The 17,076-nt window shown below is 48.5% G+C and carries 12 protein-coding genes; 2 read left to right on the top strand and 10 right to left on the bottom strand.

Going from position 1 to position 17,076, the window contains the following annotated elements; all coding sequences use genetic code 11:
• Positions 1 to 206 precede the first annotated feature (206 nt).
• Both DYH48_RS21200 and DYH48_RS21190 read left to right on the top strand, forming a co-directional pair.
• Positions 207 to 1,736 carry a DUF3612 domain-containing protein gene (locus DYH48_RS21200; protein WP_115335860.1) on the top strand — a complete coding sequence of 510 codons (1,530 nt, stop codon included), beginning with the start codon at positions 207 to 209 and terminating at the stop codon, positions 1,734 to 1,736.
• Between the two features lie 502 nt (positions 1,737 to 2,238).
• Positions 2,239 to 2,931, top strand: coding sequence for a DUF4145 domain-containing protein (locus DYH48_RS21190; RefSeq protein WP_115335858.1), 693 nt, complete (start codon positions 2,239 to 2,241; stop codon positions 2,929 to 2,931).
• Positions 2,932 to 3,355: 424 nt separating this feature from the next.
• Here the strand turns inward: DYH48_RS21190 and DYH48_RS21185 are convergent, their stop codons facing one another.
• The 10 genes from DYH48_RS21185 to putP form a co-directional block, all read right to left on the bottom strand.
• A complete protein-coding gene (locus DYH48_RS21185) occupies positions 3,356 to 3,682 on the bottom strand; it encodes a DUF3325 domain-containing protein (protein WP_115335857.1) in 327 nt (108 codons plus the stop codon).
• The gene (locus DYH48_RS21180) at positions 3,679 to 5,283 is read right to left on the bottom strand and encodes a PepSY-associated TM helix domain-containing protein (protein WP_115335856.1); all 1,605 of its coding nucleotides are present in this window, start codon (positions 5,281 to 5,283) and stop codon (positions 3,679 to 3,681) included. The genes DYH48_RS21185 and DYH48_RS21180 overlap by 4 nt, the downstream gene beginning before the upstream one ends.
• On the bottom strand, positions 5,280 to 5,648 hold the full coding sequence (locus DYH48_RS21175) for a hypothetical protein (protein ID WP_115335855.1): 369 nt from the start codon (positions 5,646 to 5,648) through the stop codon (positions 5,280 to 5,282). Before DYH48_RS21175 ends, DYH48_RS21180 begins: the two co-directional genes overlap by 4 nt.
• Positions 5,641 to 8,820 (bottom strand): efflux RND transporter permease subunit, encoded by a 3,180-nt coding sequence (locus tag DYH48_RS21170; RefSeq protein ID WP_115335854.1) that lies wholly within the window; start codon positions 8,818 to 8,820, stop codon positions 5,641 to 5,643. The genes DYH48_RS21175 and DYH48_RS21170 overlap by 8 nt, the downstream gene beginning before the upstream one ends.
• A gap of 4 nt (positions 8,821 to 8,824) precedes the next feature.
• Positions 8,825 to 9,874 (bottom strand): efflux RND transporter periplasmic adaptor subunit, encoded by a 1,050-nt coding sequence (locus DYH48_RS21165; RefSeq protein ID WP_115335853.1) that lies wholly within the window; start codon positions 9,872 to 9,874, stop codon positions 8,825 to 8,827.
• Positions 9,875 to 9,900: 26 nt separating this feature from the next.
• Entirely contained in the window at positions 9,901 to 10,542 is a 642-nt protein-coding gene (locus DYH48_RS21160) for a nickel transporter (RefSeq protein WP_115335852.1), read from the bottom strand.
• Between the two features lie 39 nt (positions 10,543 to 10,581).
• Positions 10,582 to 12,768, bottom strand: coding sequence for a TonB-dependent siderophore receptor (locus tag DYH48_RS21155; protein ID WP_115335851.1), 2,187 nt, complete (start codon positions 12,766 to 12,768; stop codon positions 10,582 to 10,584).
• A 402-nt stretch (positions 12,769 to 13,170) separates the two neighbouring features.
• Complete coding sequence (locus tag DYH48_RS21150; RefSeq protein ID WP_115335850.1) at positions 13,171 to 14,418, bottom strand: glutamate-5-semialdehyde dehydrogenase; 1,248 nt, start codon at positions 14,416 to 14,418, stop codon at positions 13,171 to 13,173.
• Positions 14,419 to 14,466: 48 nt separating this feature from the next.
• Positions 14,467 to 15,567, bottom strand: a complete 1,101-nt coding sequence (proB, locus tag DYH48_RS21145; RefSeq protein WP_006079434.1) for a glutamate 5-kinase — start codon at positions 15,565 to 15,567, stop codon at positions 14,467 to 14,469.
• An 11-nt stretch (positions 15,568 to 15,578) separates the two neighbouring features.
• Complete coding sequence (gene putP, locus DYH48_RS21140; protein WP_006079435.1) at positions 15,579 to 17,075, bottom strand: sodium/proline symporter PutP; 1,497 nt, start codon at positions 17,073 to 17,075, stop codon at positions 15,579 to 15,581.
• Position 17,076 lies beyond the last annotated feature (1 nt).

The raw sequence follows: 17,076 nt of genomic DNA, 5'->3' as shown, positions 1-17,076 counted from the left end.
TTTAACTTTTGGTTTATTAAAGTTTGTTTTCAACTTGGCTTGTCCGCTTTAAGTGCTTGCCCGCTTTAAGGGTTAGTGGTTAAGCATTTCTTGAATTGCTGACTCCGCTGGTTTGCTTGAGTCGTTTCTCGATTGCTTAATTTGTAGTCTAGTCTTTTTTTGACTACAATTTCACAATAAAAATTTTACACTGTGAATTTTACAAAATGCGCAATGACCAGAGCTTGATGAGAAAATCACACTTCCTAGGCACAAAAATACGTAACCTACGGAAACGTAATAACTTAACCATGGAAGATTTGTCGGCACGCTGCATTCGAGTCGACGCCGGAAGTGCGCCCTCTGTGTCATATTTGTCGATGATCGAGCGTGGAAAACGAGTGCCGAGTGCCGGAATGCTGGCTGTGATCGCCGCGGTTTTTCAAAAAGACGCCGACTGGTTCCTCGACGATGTGCCTGAAGAGAGCGCTATTACGCCAGATAAAGGCCGACGTGGTGGCATAAGCGGTATGGCGCTCGAACCCAGCTTTTTGTTTTCCAATGATATTTTACAAATCGCGATTCCAGAAATGCTGTCGCAGACGGGGATCTCTGGTCGGCAGTTTGCCCATTTATTGATCCGCGCCCATCAAGAACACCATCAAAATCATTTCCCCGATCTTGAACGGGCCGCCGAAGAAGTCGGCCTCAAACGTATGCCCTTATCTCTGGACGATATGTTGGATATCGCTAAGGGAATGGGATTAAAAATCAAGTGGATAGACAGTACACCGCAGGAAGTGATCGATGAAATGGGCGTGAGTTCACGTCAGTTGGTCACCTCATTTATTGAGCCGCCGAGCACGATTTATGTAAATAAAATCCTCAAAAATCGTCCCAATAGACTCAAATATGATTTAGCCGTGCACATAGGTCATTGCGTGTTGCACAACAAGGACGGCCTCAAGAGTGTGATGATCTCAGGCCGTAAATTAGAAGTGGATGAAGAAGCGGGTATGCAGTCCAATACCTTGAACGCGCAGGATATCTTGCATGCGTGGCGCGATTTTGAATCGAGCTTCTTCGCCGGTGCGCTGCTGTGCCCTAAAGTGCCCTATCGGCAATTGCTCGACCGCCATGGCTACGAAATTGAGGTGCATAAACAGCTGCAAGTGTCGGCCTCGGTCGCCATGCGGCGGATGACGGTCGTATCGCCTTATCCCCATTGGCATTATTTTGACGCTTACGCACCAGGCAAACTCAAAGCCGTTTACCGTGGCAACGGTATCCCACTGCCTTGGGGCAATATGCGACTAGTGGAAGATCCTTGTCAGCATTGGGCCGTATTTAGGATGATCAGCGAGCCAACGGTCGGCACTTCGGCACAGATTTCGATTTTAAACGTCGGCAACGAACCCCGCATTTACTGCTGTGAGTCGATTAAAGTCGAAGATTCGGCGGGTAACCCGCATGTGCTCTGTGCCGGTATTGATTTAAATCCAGCCATTGAAGCCCAAGGCAAAGATGCCCTGTCTATCGCCCACGATTTGAAAGATGCCTGTGTCGCCAGTGGTGGTTCAGTCACCATTCCCAAACACATTAAAAGCGATCTGGTGAGCGTCGCAAAAATCCTCAATATCAACTGGATAGAGCGCGGGATCAAAAACGACGCCCGCCTGATTTGCTCCCGCGGCGCCGTGTGTCCACGTCAACCGAGTTGCTATCAAGCAGGTAAGTCACAGTGTGATGGGGAATAAGTTTGGGTTAATCACTATTGTGATTTTATTATCAAGCTGCGCTTGATTAATGTCGTGGGTCTTCAACCCACACCCGACCAAGAGGGGATCAACAGCAATTCCCTCTTGGATCTCCCTTGCCGCCCCCAACGGAGTTGAAAGCCCCCTTGTGCTCATTGGCAAATTTGCTATCGCTTCCGAAGGATGCGTCCATGCACCTGCGAAAGCTAGCTCGCCATCCATGGCGAGACTCACGCGAATTTACCATTCGCCCTGCGGCAACTCCGAGGGGGGAATTGTATTCTGCGACATCAGAGGTGAATCTATGTCAAAATAAATCAGCTATTTATGTTCTTTCGGCTTTTATAAAAGTAACAAAGTTTTGGCAAACAGCTAGCGGCTTAATTAGCGAGTGTCGCACTTCGGAGTTGAATTCGGGGGTAAGTAGAAATCTGATGATTTCCGATTGAGTCTAGTAAAAGTTAGAGTAATACAGTATCTGTTTTCAAGAGGGAGTAAAGCGTTGGGGAAAATAACCAAAAAATACAAACTTGAAGAAACATCGGATGAGAAGTTCAAGTTTATATGCAATGAATGTGCAAGGGAGACTTCTCATGTTGTAGTGGCTTCTTATCATGAGAGCGGATTCGATGACGCAGGTAATAATTGCTATGCTGACTGGGACGAGCGCAATCAAATTATCCAGTGCCAAGGGTGTGATACCATTTCATTCCGTGTCGAGCTAACTCATTCTGAAGATAGTGATTATAGTTACGAACATGATACTCATATTCGAAATATAAGAGAAAATTACTTTCCAAATCGAACTCATCAACTTAGAGAAATAAATACATTCCTGCTGCCCATTAATGTCAAAGAAATATACCAAGAAACAACATCTGCAATTAGTAACGGCTTATTCATTTTGGCTGGTATTGGTGTTCGTGCTTTGATTGAAGCTGTATGCAAAGAACAAAAAGCAAAAGGCGGTAATCTTTACGATAAAATTGACTCATTGTACAAAATGTCTGTTGTTACAAAAGAAGGTTCAGAGACACTTCAAAAACTTCGAAATTTGGGAAACAAAGCCGCTCATGAAGTTAAACCACAAAGTGAAGAGCAATTGTATACAGCAATGCAAATCATTGATCACATGTTAGAGGGTACATACATAATACCCAAACGAGTGGAACAAGTTTTCGGTCAAGAAGGATAACAAACAAGCCTCGTATAAGTGGTAATCCATAAGATCATGAATATATTATATATTTATTCCGCTATCATTATTCAAATGAAGATCATGTTAATTTCCGGTCTTTGAGTTTGAAATAGAAGCCTATAGAGGCACGGGAATTGACAGGATTAAGCACTCGTATGTAAGTGACCGTTGGCGGCATGGTCGCTCTTTCACATCCATGTGATCGCGACATTCGTAGGTCCTTCTACATCAGATGCCGCCGTCGAGCCTATAGGGATATATTCACGGCGAGTCACTGGAATGAGAGTGCTTAATCATTAGTTATGTCGTCACTCATGTGTTTATCGCTTTAAAAAGAACTCATCTCACAATCCCTACTCTATGATTTTTTATCAATCAGTCTCGCTCATGGTTGACGTGATTTTGTGTTTAAAATCATTGGTTAATATAACAAGCCGAGCAAGCACACTACGGTGCTGGCTGGCAATATGGGCTGTAACCAGCGTGGCTTGTAGCTGAGTAAAATTACTAGGATTATTGAACTTAAACACACCCAGCCGAGCAGTAATACGCTGGCGTACGCGGGGCCGTAATGACGACTGGTAAGCCAATAGCACAGGACGAGCATTGCAGTGCCAGCGGTGCGAAATCCGCGTGCCTGTACATCGGTTAACGGGCGGTTACGCACCACTCGGTGGTGGCTAAAATAAGATAAGGCCAACAGCCCCATGGCAATAAAACAGGTTAACAATTCGCCTGTGGCTGTCATGATTCAACTCCTAATTCTGTCGTCGCTTTGGTTATCCGTGTAGCCAGCACTTTTTTAGGGCTACGCAAGCGTTTGGCTGCCATGTAAAACAGCGCCGCAAGTGCGAGCATCATGAGATCAAATCCTGCTAGAACATAGGCTTGGCGCTGTAGATTGCTCATCAGCTGATACTGCGAAGTCATAGCATTGAGCAGGGGTAGCAGACCATAAAGCAAGGCGGTGAGTAAAAAGAGTCGTTGCCATGTTTGTTTATCTCGTTTGAAGCAAGCGAGCAGTGCGACTAACGCACAACTGATAAAGAAACAATGGATTTCCCAATTCTCTCTATCCATAAAGCTGACGGGTAAGAGTCGGTTGGCGTAGAAATAACTGGCTAACGCTATGGGAAGACCTGCAAAAGTTGCCAGATTCAGCATTTTTACTAAGGCTAAGCCGGGTTTGAACTGGCCGCTTTTTTGTTGTTTCTGAGCGAGTTTTTCTGCCCACATGATGGCGCCCGTCGCAATCATCACGCAGCCTGTAATCCCTGCTAGTAAATATAATAATCTCAAACCTTGACCAGCAAAGCGGCCGCTGTGGAGTGCTATCATAGTGCTTTGGGTTTTATTCGCTGCCGATTTAGCCGTTGATTCTTCTGTTAATTTCCCCGTTATTGCGCTGAAGCGATACCAAGGTGCTTGCTGGTTTAAGCTGTGTTCTGGACTCATTCGAACTGTTACCTTGGCGTTGGCATCATTCAAGTGCTCGACCTGTAGCATCTCTATTGGACTCGCCGCTTCATCACTCATGGGCATGGCAGCATTAAGGCTTGCAAGCAGTTGCTGCGGACTCTGCATAGTGGCGGCTTCACCGCTAGGGACACTTGAGCTATAAATGGGTTTCCATTGCGAATAAAAGGCTTGAGTTTCATCACCATATTGCGTGTTAAGCCCCCATGGCATATACATAAACATCAGGGTCACTAGGCCGGTGTAAGTGATCATAAGATGGAAAGGTAAGGCAAGCACTGAGCTGGCGACATGGGCATCTAACCAAGAGCGCGGGCCTTTGCCGGGTCTAAAACTAAAAAAATCCTTAAAAATCCGCTTGTGGATCACTATCCCGCTGATGATGGCGACCAACATGAACATAGTGCAAAAGCCGATAATCCAACGCGCCGTGAGCACACTCATGTAGTACAAGTCGAAATGCAGTCGATAGAGGAAATCGCCACCTCGACTTTCCCGTGCTTTGGGCAGGGCTTCACCCGTCGCAGGGTTAATAAAGCCTTGATGATAATCACCAAATCGCTGGCCTTCAGCGGCAGGTTCACTCCACGCATAGGTCAGTAATGGCGTCCGCTGTGTGGGCAGATACACCCACCATGTCTCAGCGTCGGGGGCTTGCTGTGCCAAGGCCGTTAGACCTTTGAGTATCAGCTGTTGGTTATCCGCATGGGCATCATATTGGCTGCCGTGGTTTTCGGGTTGCATCCATAGGTTGATTTCAGCACGGTAATAGGCCGCTGTTCCGGCGAAAAAAACCAGAAACAACACCCAGCAGGTGAGCAATCCAACCCAAGTGTGTAGCCAAGTCATTGAACGAAAAAAGGAGTCTTTCATAATCCGCCACCTTGAATAGGATTGATATCCAACGCCTTAGCGGCAAGGTAGGCTAAATACAGCAGACCGCTAAGCGCGAATAAATCCAGCCAGTATCGCCACGTTGATTTAACGCTGAACACCCAAATCACGGCGCAGGTGTACACAGTAAATGACAGCATCATGGCGGTTAACACCCGATCAACCTGAGATAACGGCAGGATTTGCGCGAGCAAAATAGTCGCTACCGCACTTAACAAGTAGCCACCAAAGGTTGCTGCGAGGCAGCGATTGCCTATGTGCAGACTATCGCGCCAAATAGTGGCTTTTTTCCAACGCGTTAGCCTTTGTATTAACGGCTGAGTCATGGCGATTTTCTCAATCATGATGGCGTGCCACTTTGGCTGAACTGGCGGTTAAATTGGCCCTGTTGGTGTAGGACAACACAGAGATTAACAGGGCGGGTAAAAAGGTTAAGCTGAGTAGCGTTGCCACGATAAGGCCTGCCAGCACTACTATGCCAACGCCGCGGTAGAGCTCGCTGCCCGCACCGGGGAATAACACCAGCGGCAATAGGCCAAACAAGGTCGTCGCGGTAGACATTAAAATCGGCCGCAATCGATTAGCGACGGCCGATTTTACGGCGTCAACGACACTAAACAGACTCGATTGTAGGTTTTTACGGCTCTGTTCCACGATCAAAATTGGGTTGTTAACGACAGTGCCGAGTAGGATTAAAAACCCAAGCATAGTAATCATATCAAAGGGTTGGTGCCAACCTTGGCCGCCAAAATACGCAAATAAGCTGCCAGTATAATTCAGCGCTTGTAAGCCGACTAACCCGCCTGCGAGCCCGAGCGGGATAGTGATCAGCACAAATAACGGATAACCCCAGTGATTAAAAATTGCGACTAATAACAAGTAGATGATCAACACGGCGACCAGAAAATTGCTGGAGAGTGCCGCTTTCGTCGCTTCGAGTTGATCGGCTGCGCCCGAAATATCCAAACTGACATCTTTGCCGACCGCCCCTTGTTGATAGAGGATAGGGACTAGTTCTTCCCGCACCTTCGCCACTGCGGTTTCCAGCGCAATGGCGCGCGGCGGAATGATGTAAAGGGTCACGGTTCTGCGGCCATCGACGCGGCGTAAACTGTCGCTATCCATCTGCTCGCTAATGTCGGCCAAGGCTTGCAGTGGCAGTACATTACCCTTAGGCGTGACTATCGGAGCGAGTGCCAATTGCGACAGACTCTGTTGATTGCCTGCCAGACTAAATAGAAAGATATCCACTTTGTTATCATTGAGGAAAAACTCGTCGACATAGGCGCCATCGCTCAGTGCCGAAACCGCATAGCCAAACTCGCTGCCGCTAAAGTCTTGTTCTACAAGACGTTGCCAGCGAGGGGAAATCTGCCACAGGGGTTGATCTAGCGACAAGGTTGATGGGTCTGAATACAGCTGTGGTTCGGCAAATACTTTTTCCGCCGCTTGATACGCCGCTTCGGCAGCGCGGTAGAGGCTGGCTTGATTCGGGCCAGAAATATCCAAGGCGACAGCGCGGGTGCCACCATCGTTGCTGGAAATAATTGACCCCCGCGATGAATAGGCGCGCATGCCTGGATATTGCTCAAACAAGGCGGTGAGTGAGCTCATCATGGCATCCATATCTTGGCTGAGAACGGGCTCGCTCATCACCCAAATACTGCCGACACCTACGCTGAGGGTATAGTATTTTAGCGGCGGAATTTTTTGCTCACCACGTTCAAAGGATGCCGCCTCTGCATTGACTCTCGCCGATAGCTGAGTCGTTAATTCTTCAGCAATTTTAGCCATTTCCGATAGGTTGTAACCCGGCGGCGCGACCATAGAGGTAAAGGCTTTTGGTTCTTCACCTTCGGGTAAATATTCGGCCGGAGGCATAAGCCAAGCCGCTAGCCCAATCGTTAAGGCGAGCGAGAGCATAATCACAGCGGCACGGCGTCTTGCCGACAGTACAAGTTGGCTGACTAAGCTCAATATGCGTGATGCTTTGGGCTGCTCACTTTGGTTTGTCTGCGCCGAGTGCATCTTACCGAAACCAAAACGGGCAATAGCGGCGGGAACGATGAACACTGCGACCAACATAGAAGCGACAATAGATGAAGCGATGGCAATCGCGATATCCGAGTACAGTTGTCCCGCTTCTTGTTTGATAAATAGAATGGGTACAAACACCAGCACTGTAGTGAGTGTCGAGGCCAGTACCGCAGGCCACACATCGTAAATGCCACTGATGGCTGCTTCGAGGCGATCTAATCCGCGTCTGCGGGCTTGTTCAATGCTTTCGAGTACCACAATGCTGTTATCGACCGTCATGCCTATGGCAAAGGCAACACCCGCCAGCGAAATGACATTAATAGTGCGATCAAACACCAGCAGCCCGACGAAGGCGGCTAAGGTACATAGCGGAATACCGATAACACCAATCAGGGTGGCTCGATTCGAGCGTAAAAAGAGATACATCACTAAGGTTGCTAGTAAGGCACCTAGGCCTAAATTGACCCAGACATTTGCAACCGAATCTTGCACATAGCGCACATCATCACTGAATAACTCTAATTGCATGGCGTGCTGGGCGAGTTGATTTTGATTGATCTGCGCTACCACAGGCATCATAGCGGCTTTGATGGCGATAACGTTAGAACCGACGTCTCGCTTAACCGCTAAGCTGAGGGTACGTTCTTGTTCGGCAAAGGATAGTTCTCGGATCTCGGCGTGGTCGAGTTTTATCTCGGCAACGTCTTGCAGCAGAATATTGGTATTACCTTGGCGTTTTAAAATCAGTTGCTTAAGTTGATTTAAATCCTCGAAACGGCCAATCACCCGCAGTAAATAACGTTTTTTACCACTGTCGATATCGCCCGCAGAGGTGTCTTTGTTGCGATCTCTAATGGCTTGGCGCACATCCATAATGCTGATGCCGCGTTGGGCGAGTTTGGCGGGATCGAGCAGTATTTGGATTTGCCGTTCAGCGCCGCCTTGAATGGTGACGGAGGAGACACCTTTGACGCGCTCCATTTGTGGGCGAATAAAGTCGTTAGCGAAATCGCGCATCATGTCTATGTCTAGATTCAGCGGGTTCCCCGCGACAGGCACGAGGCGGAAATACATGAAAGCGTTGTCTGAATATGAACTGCTGTAAAGCCTTGGTTGATCGACGTTTTCAGGGTAGGACGATACTTGGCTGAGCGCATTGCTAACACGAATAAGCGCATCGCTTATCTCTGTGCTTTGGGGGAATTCGAGTTCTATCCATGCCGAGCCCGTATCGGCCCAAGAGGTCATGCGTTGTAAGTTGGGCAGGGTGCGCAGGTAGCGTTCCTGCTCAAGCAGAATTTCTTTTTCGACGTCTTGCGGTGTCGCTCCCGGCCAACCTGTGGCCACGCTGATGGTGCGCACATCTAAGTCGGGGATCATTTGGATTGGGATACGCAGTGCGGCAGCCGTGCCCAATACGCAAAATATCAAGACGATGACCGACAGTAAGGTGCCATGTTTAATTCCAAACTTCAGCATCCCACTAACCTCCTATGACAGAGTTGAGTACAGAGACTGGCTGTTGGTCTTGTAGGCTTTCGTTACCGCGGATCACCACGGGCGTATCTTTGGGTAATGGGCTAAGGATTTCAATCCCGATGGCGCTCGTATGGCCCACTTGAACGGTATGCCGTTGGGCTATGTTGTTTTGCACGGTAAAGACACTGAACTGGCCGTCGGGGTGACGGACTAGCGCATCTTGCGGCACGACAACACTGTGTTGCGCCCGCTGTAAGTGGAAGGTCGCAGTGGCCGATGTGCCGGGCATCAAAAGTCCATCTGCCTCGGGAATGGTCAAGCGTACCAAGAAGCTGCGAGCATTGTGGTCGCTCACAGGGACAAGGGCACTCACATGGCCGATAAACGCTTGTTCAGGCAGCATGTCGGCGGCAATGTCCACGTGAGTCGCAGTGGCTACGCTTTGGAACATTTCCTGCGGCACTTGAATGTCGAGCCAGAGCTGCTCTTGGGACACTAAGGTGAAGATTTCAGTGCCGACATTAACCCACTCACCGGTTTCAGTTTGTTTGCTGGAAATCACCCCTGCAAACGGCGCCATCAGTTGGTGGCGGGCGACCACCTCTTTTTGGTGTGCGAGTGCCGCCATTAAACTTTGCAGATTGGCTTCGGCCTCGGTTAACGCCGCTTGGCGAATCGCGCGCTCTGTTTCGGGGAATAACTGCTGAGCGCTGAGTGTTTGCGCCTCGGTGAGGAGTCGCTGCTTTTCTGCCAGCATGGTCTTAGCGGCCATTACATCGGCCTGACGCTGTGCTAATTGGTGTATGGCTAAGGTGTCATCGAGTGCGAGCAAAGGCTGGCCTGCGCGGACTTGCGAGCCCGCATCGACCAGCACTTTGGCGACTAGGCCATCGGTACGTGCCGATAAGCGAGCCACCCGTGCGGATTTAATGGAGCCACTGAGTGGCAAAAGTTCATTGGTGCTGCCAGTTTGGGGCAAGGCGACTGTTACAGGTACTGCGCTTGCGTGGACTGCAAAACACAGCAGGTATAAACCTATCATTAAATACCGCACGTTAACTCCATCTCACTATAAGATTATTACTGAGTGATAAAACTCGTGGTGGTGATGTGTAAAACGCTATCAACCTCGTTGCCTGCGAGTGTTTGTTTACCTTCTGTGGTGTGATTACTGACGAGCAAATAGCGGCCGGCATCTGGGGTATCGAGGGCGAATTTACCTTGGGCATCGGTAGTGAAAGACTTGCTCCAAAAACCGGGGCGATACACTTGCACTGGATGATTCACCAGTGGCGCGCCTTTATAGCTAAGCACAAACTCGGAAGTGCCTGATTTTAATGGCGTAAATTCAAAATCTTGCAGCGCTTTGGTGTGCTCTTGTCCCGTGCGGGCATAGAGTATTGCGGCCTGCGATCCAGTTTCGGTTTTCCATGGCTGCCACGCGGTATCGGCATAGAAACTGACATCACTCTTGCCATCTTGGGTTTTAACCAGCAAATGATCGGCTTGCGCTGTGGCGGTCAGCGGTGCTTTGGCATTGGCGTCGAAAATTCGTGCCGCGCTTAACGACGCTAACTCTTCGGCTGTGGCGTACTCTGAACCCGGTTCACCAAATTGCACTTTGACCGAACCATCGCTGCTGCGCTCAAGCCATACTTCATGTGCTTGAGCCGAAAAGGTGATACCGCCGAGTAAAGTGAGTAGTACAAGTGCTTGTTTCATTTAATTATCCTTAATGTAGTTTAGTGTTGGGTGCAAAATTTACAGTGTCCAACGTAATGACAGCGTGGCATTACGTGGCTCGCCAAAGTCTGCGTAACCCCAGAGTGAGCGGTTATAGTTTTTGTCGAAAATATTGTTAATGTTCACTTGCATCGAAATCGACGGTGTTATTTGGTAGCCAAACATTAAGTCGACGAGTGAGTAGGCTGATTGTGTTTGGCGATAAGCCACATTCGGCGCGCCATCGACGCCATAAATAGTGCCTTGATAGAAAGTGCTGCTCTGCCAGCGCCAGCTTGCGCCCGCAGTAATGCCCGGCAGAATGTCTTCAAAGTTATATTTAGTGGTGAGTTTGAAAATATCTTCGGGTAGATAAGTTTGACGACGTAGGCCATCTTCATCTTCCGCGTCGTTATGGGTATAACCGCCACTGATATCCCATAAGTCGGTAAGCCGTCCGGCAATTTCTAACTCGTAGCCCTTGGTGGTAATGCCATCCACACTTTCGTAGATAGAATCCCCAGAAGGGAGCTGACCTTTACCCGCATATTCGGGTTCGTTGTCTTTATTGGTTTCGTAGATTGCCGCTGACATATTGAGTGTGTCATCGAACAGTGCGACCTTGATGCCGCCTTCGACGTTGGTGCCTTCTGCGGGTTCGAGCAGTTGGCCATCTTCACCAAAATAGGTGCCAGGTTTGAAGATTTCAGTACGGCTGGCATAGACAGAGATTTGTTCGGTCACATCGTAGACTAGGCCATAGTAGGGGATGAAAATACCGGTTTTTTCCATGGTCGCATCTGTGCTGTTACCCACGAGATCATGCTTTTCATAGGACCAGTTACTTACGCGTCCGCCGATCATTAATTTCAGTGAATCCAACACATTGACACGGACAGTGCCGTAAACACCCGATTGGCTTTGCTCATTGGTTTGGCCATTGGTGGGTGAATTAGGCAGATTAGGCTTGGGATAATGGCCTTGATCCGCCACGTTATAGCGACGTTGGCGTGCGGAGTTTGTGTTGATGTTATCAAACTCGTTGTCACCATAGTTAAAACCGATCACCGCACTATGTTCACGGCCGAGTAAGTCGAAGTTACCCGTGGCGTACAGGTTGAAGCTGTTGGTATCGGATTCGCGATCATGCTGGGCGGCATAGGTATCGCCCCAAGGGCCAACAAATTCGCCGGTTGATTTGACAATATAATCGCCAGGGTAAAAGGCCAATGCGTCTATGGTGGCGTTGGCAATACGATAGGCACTGACGAGTGACCAGTCGTTATCGAATCTATGTTTAAATTCGGCCATGAGACTCTTTTGGGTCACATCCCAATGGGTCCAGTCCTGTGAGCTGGAATAGCTGCGGCCAAAATCGACAGCTGTGCCATCGGTATAAAATGCGGGATTAGAGTTCCAGTTATACACGCCGTCGGTTTGCGATTTTTGATAGTCCGCAAACAGTGATAGGCTAGTATCTATGCCGAGACTCGTTTCAACTACGCCATAAAGCACAGTGGTATCGCGCTGATAGCGGTCGATAAATGAATCGCCTTTCTTCACCGCACTCACGAATCGACCTTTCACATTGCCAGAATCCGTTAGCCAGCCAGAAACATCGGCCTCAAGTCTATAGGTATTCCATGAGCCATAACTGATACTTGCCGTGGCACGGGTGTCATCCGTTGGGCGTTTACGAATAAAATTAACCGTGGCAGAAGGTTCACCTAAACCACTTAAGATCCCAGCCGCACCTTTTAATACTTCAACTCGTTCGGCAATTACAGGGTCTAAACCTTGATCAATTGAGCCGCTGTAAACATGGGATGAAGAAGTAGTGATTAAGCCGTCAATTTGCACCCCGCTGTCGAGCGCATAGCCGCGCACGAATATCTGACTATTTTCAGAGGCATCGCCCACCATAGTGACGCCCGGAGTGTGATTTAACACTGACTCCATAGTGACCAAACCTTTATCACTGATCATCTCTTCGGTAATTAAGGTGACGCTTTGCGGGGTTTCTTTGAGTGACATAGACAAACCCGTGGCGCTATTCATTGCCGCTCGGGTGTAGGTTCCGACTACGTTTAATCTTTCTATCTGTTCTGTATCTTCTTTCTCATCCTGCTTAGGGTCCGTATTGGCTTGAACCGTCAAAGTGAGTGTGCTGAGAAGTACAGGGATCAATGGCGAGCGCCATGACGTTAAAACAGATAGGGGAGGCATGGTATTTCAATCCTTTCAGGCGATTTCAGATTAAATAATGATTGGCGATCCTGAGTGCAAATAAAGCACATAGTTGCAAATGAGAATCGATCGCATGATAGGTTTGTTGAAAATAAATGCAATATGCCCAATGTGTAAATTGTTGAAGCGGGGTTGTAACTTATTGGCGAATAGTTTGTCAGCGAGCTGTGATAAGCGGTCGCGGTGAGTGCTTCACTTTTAGCGCATGCCTTACTATAACTCGGTTTCAGGGCATCGACTTGGAACAGAAGCTGTTGTGACTCAAGTTCCTTTAGCTAACAAAAAGGCCACAGTCGTTACCGACTGTGGCCTTTAATCTTTACAATCGAATCGAAATCCAACCGACTTATTAAGCCTAAAAGTATGATTTACATTCTCGGTTTATGCCCGTACTTGGCCTGTGCCTGAGACTAAATACTTCTCAGCGGTCAAGGATTCGAGCCCCATTGGGCCATAGGCATGTAGCTTAGTGGTGGCGATGCCGATTTCCGCACCAAGGCCGAGTTCGCTGCCGTCGGAGAAGCGCGAAGAGGCATTGACCATTACCACTGAAGCATCGACTGCGCGTTGGAAGCGTGCGGCAGTGACTTCGTTTTCGGTGCAAATCACTTCGGTGTGCTGGCTACCAAAACGGGCAATGTGTTGGATTGCATGGTCGAAGTGATCGACTTGGCGAATGGCGATTTCGAGATCTAAATACTCTTGGCCGAAATCGTCTTCTTCCATATAAGTACAGTTTTCGAAGTAGCCACCGGATTGGGTACAAGCATTGATTTTAACCTTATGCTCGGCCAGCGCTTTGGCCACTTTAGGCAGAAATTGCGAAGCAATTTCTTGGTGCACTAATAGGGCTTCGAGGGCATTACATACGCCTGTGCGCTGGGTTTTACCGTTGAGCAGTAAGTCCAAAGCAATATCCAGATCGGCATCTTTATCGACGTATAAATGACACACGCCTTTAAAATGCTGGATCACTGGGATTTTACTGTTGTCAGTCACAAATTGAATCAAGCCTTCGCCACCACGGGGAATGATCACATCGATATAATCTCGTTGCTGCATCAGTTCCAACATCAGGGCACGGTCAGGATCGGGCACTACAGTGATTAACGCCTCGGGCAAGCCGTACTGTTTCAATACGCTTTGCAAAATGGTGGCGATAATTTTACTGGTGTGCAGCGCCTCTTTACCACCGCGCAAAATCACGGCATTACCGGATTTAAAGCACAGGGCACCTGCATCGGCGGTAACATTCGGACGCGCTTCATAAATCATACAAACCACGCCTAATGGCACGCGCATCTTGCTGATGGATAAGCCGTTAGGTCGTTGACCAATATAGCGTTCGTTGCCAATGGGATCGGGCAAGGCAGCGATGGTTTCAATCCCTACTGCCATGGCTTCTACGCGTTCTGGTGTTAGCGTTAAGCGGTCGAGCATAGCAGGGGCAACGTTATCGGCTGTTGCTCTGTGTAGGTCAATTAAGTTAGCGCTTTGGATTTCGTAGGACTTTTCACGTAATGAACGCGCCATGTCGAGGAGTACAGTATTTTTAAGCTGTTCGTCAACTTGGGCGAGAATAAGAGCCGCTTTAGCAGCTTCTTGAGATAAGTTTTTGATTAAAGTCATATTTACTCCGCTTAGATGTTTACTCGCTTAGTTTTATTCGGCTGATGCTTATTCGAGAATGGCGATGTTTTTCTCGGAAATGATCGGTCCAGTCTTTTGCTGAAATTCACTGGCAAACTCGCGATCGTCTTGGTCCGTAATAAAGCTAAGTAAACAACTGCTGTAATTGGATTTGGCCTTGGCCAATTTAGTACCATCACCTTTGCGTACTAAAATGGTGTCACCGGCAGAAAAGTCCCCATTGATGGCGACGACATCGTCGCTGGTCAATTGTTCGCTATGGATATCGAGGGAGATATTAAAGTCATTTTCAACAATGACTTCGCCCTGAGCCTGCGAGGTATGTGTCATCCAGTGCAAGTGATCTTGCATTGGCTTTTCATCGGGGGTAAATAAGGTTCCTGGGTTTTGGCCCTTCAACAATTGGTTGAATGAGTCAGCATCAAAACCATTGATAATAAAGGTTTCGATCCCGTGGGAAATCGCCTTCTTGGCGGCTTGTATCTTAGTCCGCATACCACCAGTGCCGACGGCACTGCTGGCGCCGCCTGCCATGGCGTAGATTTCGGCGTTAATCTCGGTCACCTGCTTGATAAGCTGTGCATCGGGATTTTCATGGGGGTTTTGTGTGTAAAGCCCATTCACATCCGAACAGATAATCAGGGTATCGGCATCGGCCGCTGCGGCTACCATGGCCGAGAGATTATCGTTATCGCCAACTTTGAGCTTGTCGGCGGTCACGGCATCGTTCTCGTTGATGATAGGCAGTAGCCCATGTTCGAGTAGGCTGAAAATCGTATCTTTAATACTGATGTAACGATCTCGGTTGCGTAAATCGCCGTGAGTTAACAGTAGCTGTGCGGTCGGGAAATCAAATAACTTGTTCCATGTGGCCATCATATCGGCCTGACCTGCTGCTGCCATGGCTTTCTTCACTGTGACGCTAGGTTTATCAACCTCGCCAAAGTGATGCCATCCCGCGGCGACTGAGCCCGAAGAGACCAAGACAACTTGGATCCCTTGGGCACGACAATAAGTAATAAATTGGGCAATGCCGAGTAAGTAGTGACTGCTGCAACCTTGTTTGTGGGGTGCAATCAGGGCACTACCTACCTTAACGACAATGCGTTTCCAGGGTAAGTCAGTCATACCTGCGCGCCTCATCTGTCTTCGGCTAAAACACGGCCAGCCTTATGGAATAATTTAGTGGTTTTGGCACAGGGATCAGTATCGAGTAACGAGACTATCCAAATCACCACACTGCTCACGGCAAAGCCGGGGATCATTTCATACACCACTGTGGTTAAGGCTTGTCCATCTGCCAATACCGGAGCATAAATCCAAAACAACACTGTAGCTGCGCCTGACACTATGCCGGCAATCGCGGCTTTGTGGGTTAGGTTCGCTTTGTACAAGCTAAACAAAACTAACGGACCGAAGGCGGCACCGAATCCTGCCCATGCATTACTCACCAGTGATAGCACACTGCTAGAGCGGTCGAGCGCCAGTAGACTCGCGACAATTGCCACGCCTGCTACGCCAAAGCGTCCCATTTTCACCATGTCTTTCTCGGTAGATTCTTTCTTCGAAATAACGCGATAGATATCTTCCGTGAGTGAGCTTGATGACACTAATAGCTGCGATGAAATGGTGCTCATGATCGCGGCCAGAATGGCGGCCAGTAAGAAGCCACTAATGATCGGATGGAACAACAACTCAGAAAACACGATAAAGATGGTTTCAGGATCGGTCAGCTTCATACCAAATTTATTGGCGTAAGCGATACCGACAAGACCTGTTGCCAGTGCACCCACAATGGTCACTGTCATCCAGCCCATACCTATGTGTCTGGCGGTTTTAATGTCAGCTACTGAACGAATCGCCATAAAACGCACGATAATATGCGGTTGGCCAAAGTAACCGAGTCCCCAAGATAAGCTTGAGATAAGCCCTAACATAGTGACGTTTTGCATCGCATCGGTGAAGTGTGGAATCGACTGATACGCAAAGTTCAACATAGTGTCAGCGCTGGTAAATTCTTGATATGCCACGACAGGAACTAAGACTAAGGCGACAAACATAATACAGCCTTGGACAAAGTCAGTGAGGCTCACTGCCAAGAATCCGCCTAACAGGGTGTAAGAAACCACAACCGCTAGTGTGACGACTAAACCTATGTCGTAGTTCAGGCCAAATGCTGACTCAAACAATTTACCGCCAGCCACTAAACCTGCTGAGGTATACAAGGTAAAGAAGATCACAATGATCACGGCCGAAATAATACGGATACTGCCGTTGGCATTGCCGAAGCGTTTAGCAAAAAACTCCGGGATAGTGAGGGCGTTGTCCGCCACCTCGGTATAAACCCTAAGTTTTGGTGCGACGACCAAGTAATTGATTAGAGCACCAATCAATAGCCCAAGTGCGATGTAAATGGTTTCGAAACCAACCAAAAACATAGCGCCGGGAAGACCCATTAGCATCCAGCCACTCATGTCAGATGCACCCGCTGAAAGTGCGGTGACCTGTGGACTTACCTTACGGCCGCCAAGAATATAGCCTGACACATCGCTGGTGGATTTTTTGTAAGCGAATAAGCCAATGGCGAGCATAACGATAAAGTAGATAGCTAAGGAAATGTAAGCGAGGTAATTCATT

This window comes from Shewanella baltica, assembly GCF_900456975.1.
GTDB classification, from domain to species: Bacteria; Pseudomonadota; Gammaproteobacteria; order Enterobacterales; family Shewanellaceae; genus Shewanella; species Shewanella baltica.
This window is presented reverse-complemented; position numbering and strand designations above follow the sequence as displayed.

What these genes read in the sequence shown, in the direction of transcription:
- DYH48_RS21200 (WP_115335860.1), top strand. Translation starts at nt 207, where the DNA reads ATGCGCAATGACCAGAGCTTGATGAGAAAATCACACTTCCTAGGCACA.
- DYH48_RS21185 (WP_115335857.1), bottom strand. Translation starts at nt 3,682, where the DNA reads ATGACAGCCACAGGCGAATTGTTAACCTGTTTTATTGCCATGGGGCTG.
- DYH48_RS21180 (WP_115335856.1), bottom strand. Translation starts at nt 5,283, where the DNA reads ATGAAAGACTCCTTTTTTCGTTCAATGACTTGGCTACACACTTGGGTT.
- DYH48_RS21175 (WP_115335855.1), bottom strand. Translation starts at nt 5,648, where the DNA reads ATGATTGAGAAAATCGCCATGACTCAGCCGTTAATACAAAGGCTAACG.
- DYH48_RS21170 (WP_115335854.1), bottom strand. Translation starts at nt 8,820, where the DNA reads ATGCTGAAGTTTGGAATTAAACATGGCACCTTACTGTCGGTCATCGTC.
- DYH48_RS21160 (WP_115335852.1), bottom strand. Translation starts at nt 10,542, where the DNA reads ATGAAACAAGCACTTGTACTACTCACTTTACTCGGCGGTATCACCTTT.
- DYH48_RS21155 (WP_115335851.1), bottom strand. Translation starts at nt 12,768, where the DNA reads ATGCCTCCCCTATCTGTTTTAACGTCATGGCGCTCGCCATTGATCCCT.
- DYH48_RS21150 (WP_115335850.1), bottom strand. Translation starts at nt 14,418, where the DNA reads ATGACTTTAATCAAAAACTTATCTCAAGAAGCTGCTAAAGCGGCTCTT.
- proB (WP_006079434.1), bottom strand. Translation starts at nt 15,567, where the DNA reads ATGACTGACTTACCCTGGAAACGCATTGTCGTTAAGGTAGGTAGTGCC.
- putP (WP_006079435.1), bottom strand. Translation starts at nt 17,075, where the DNA reads ATGAATTACCTCGCTTACATTTCCTTAGCTATCTACTTTATCGTTATG.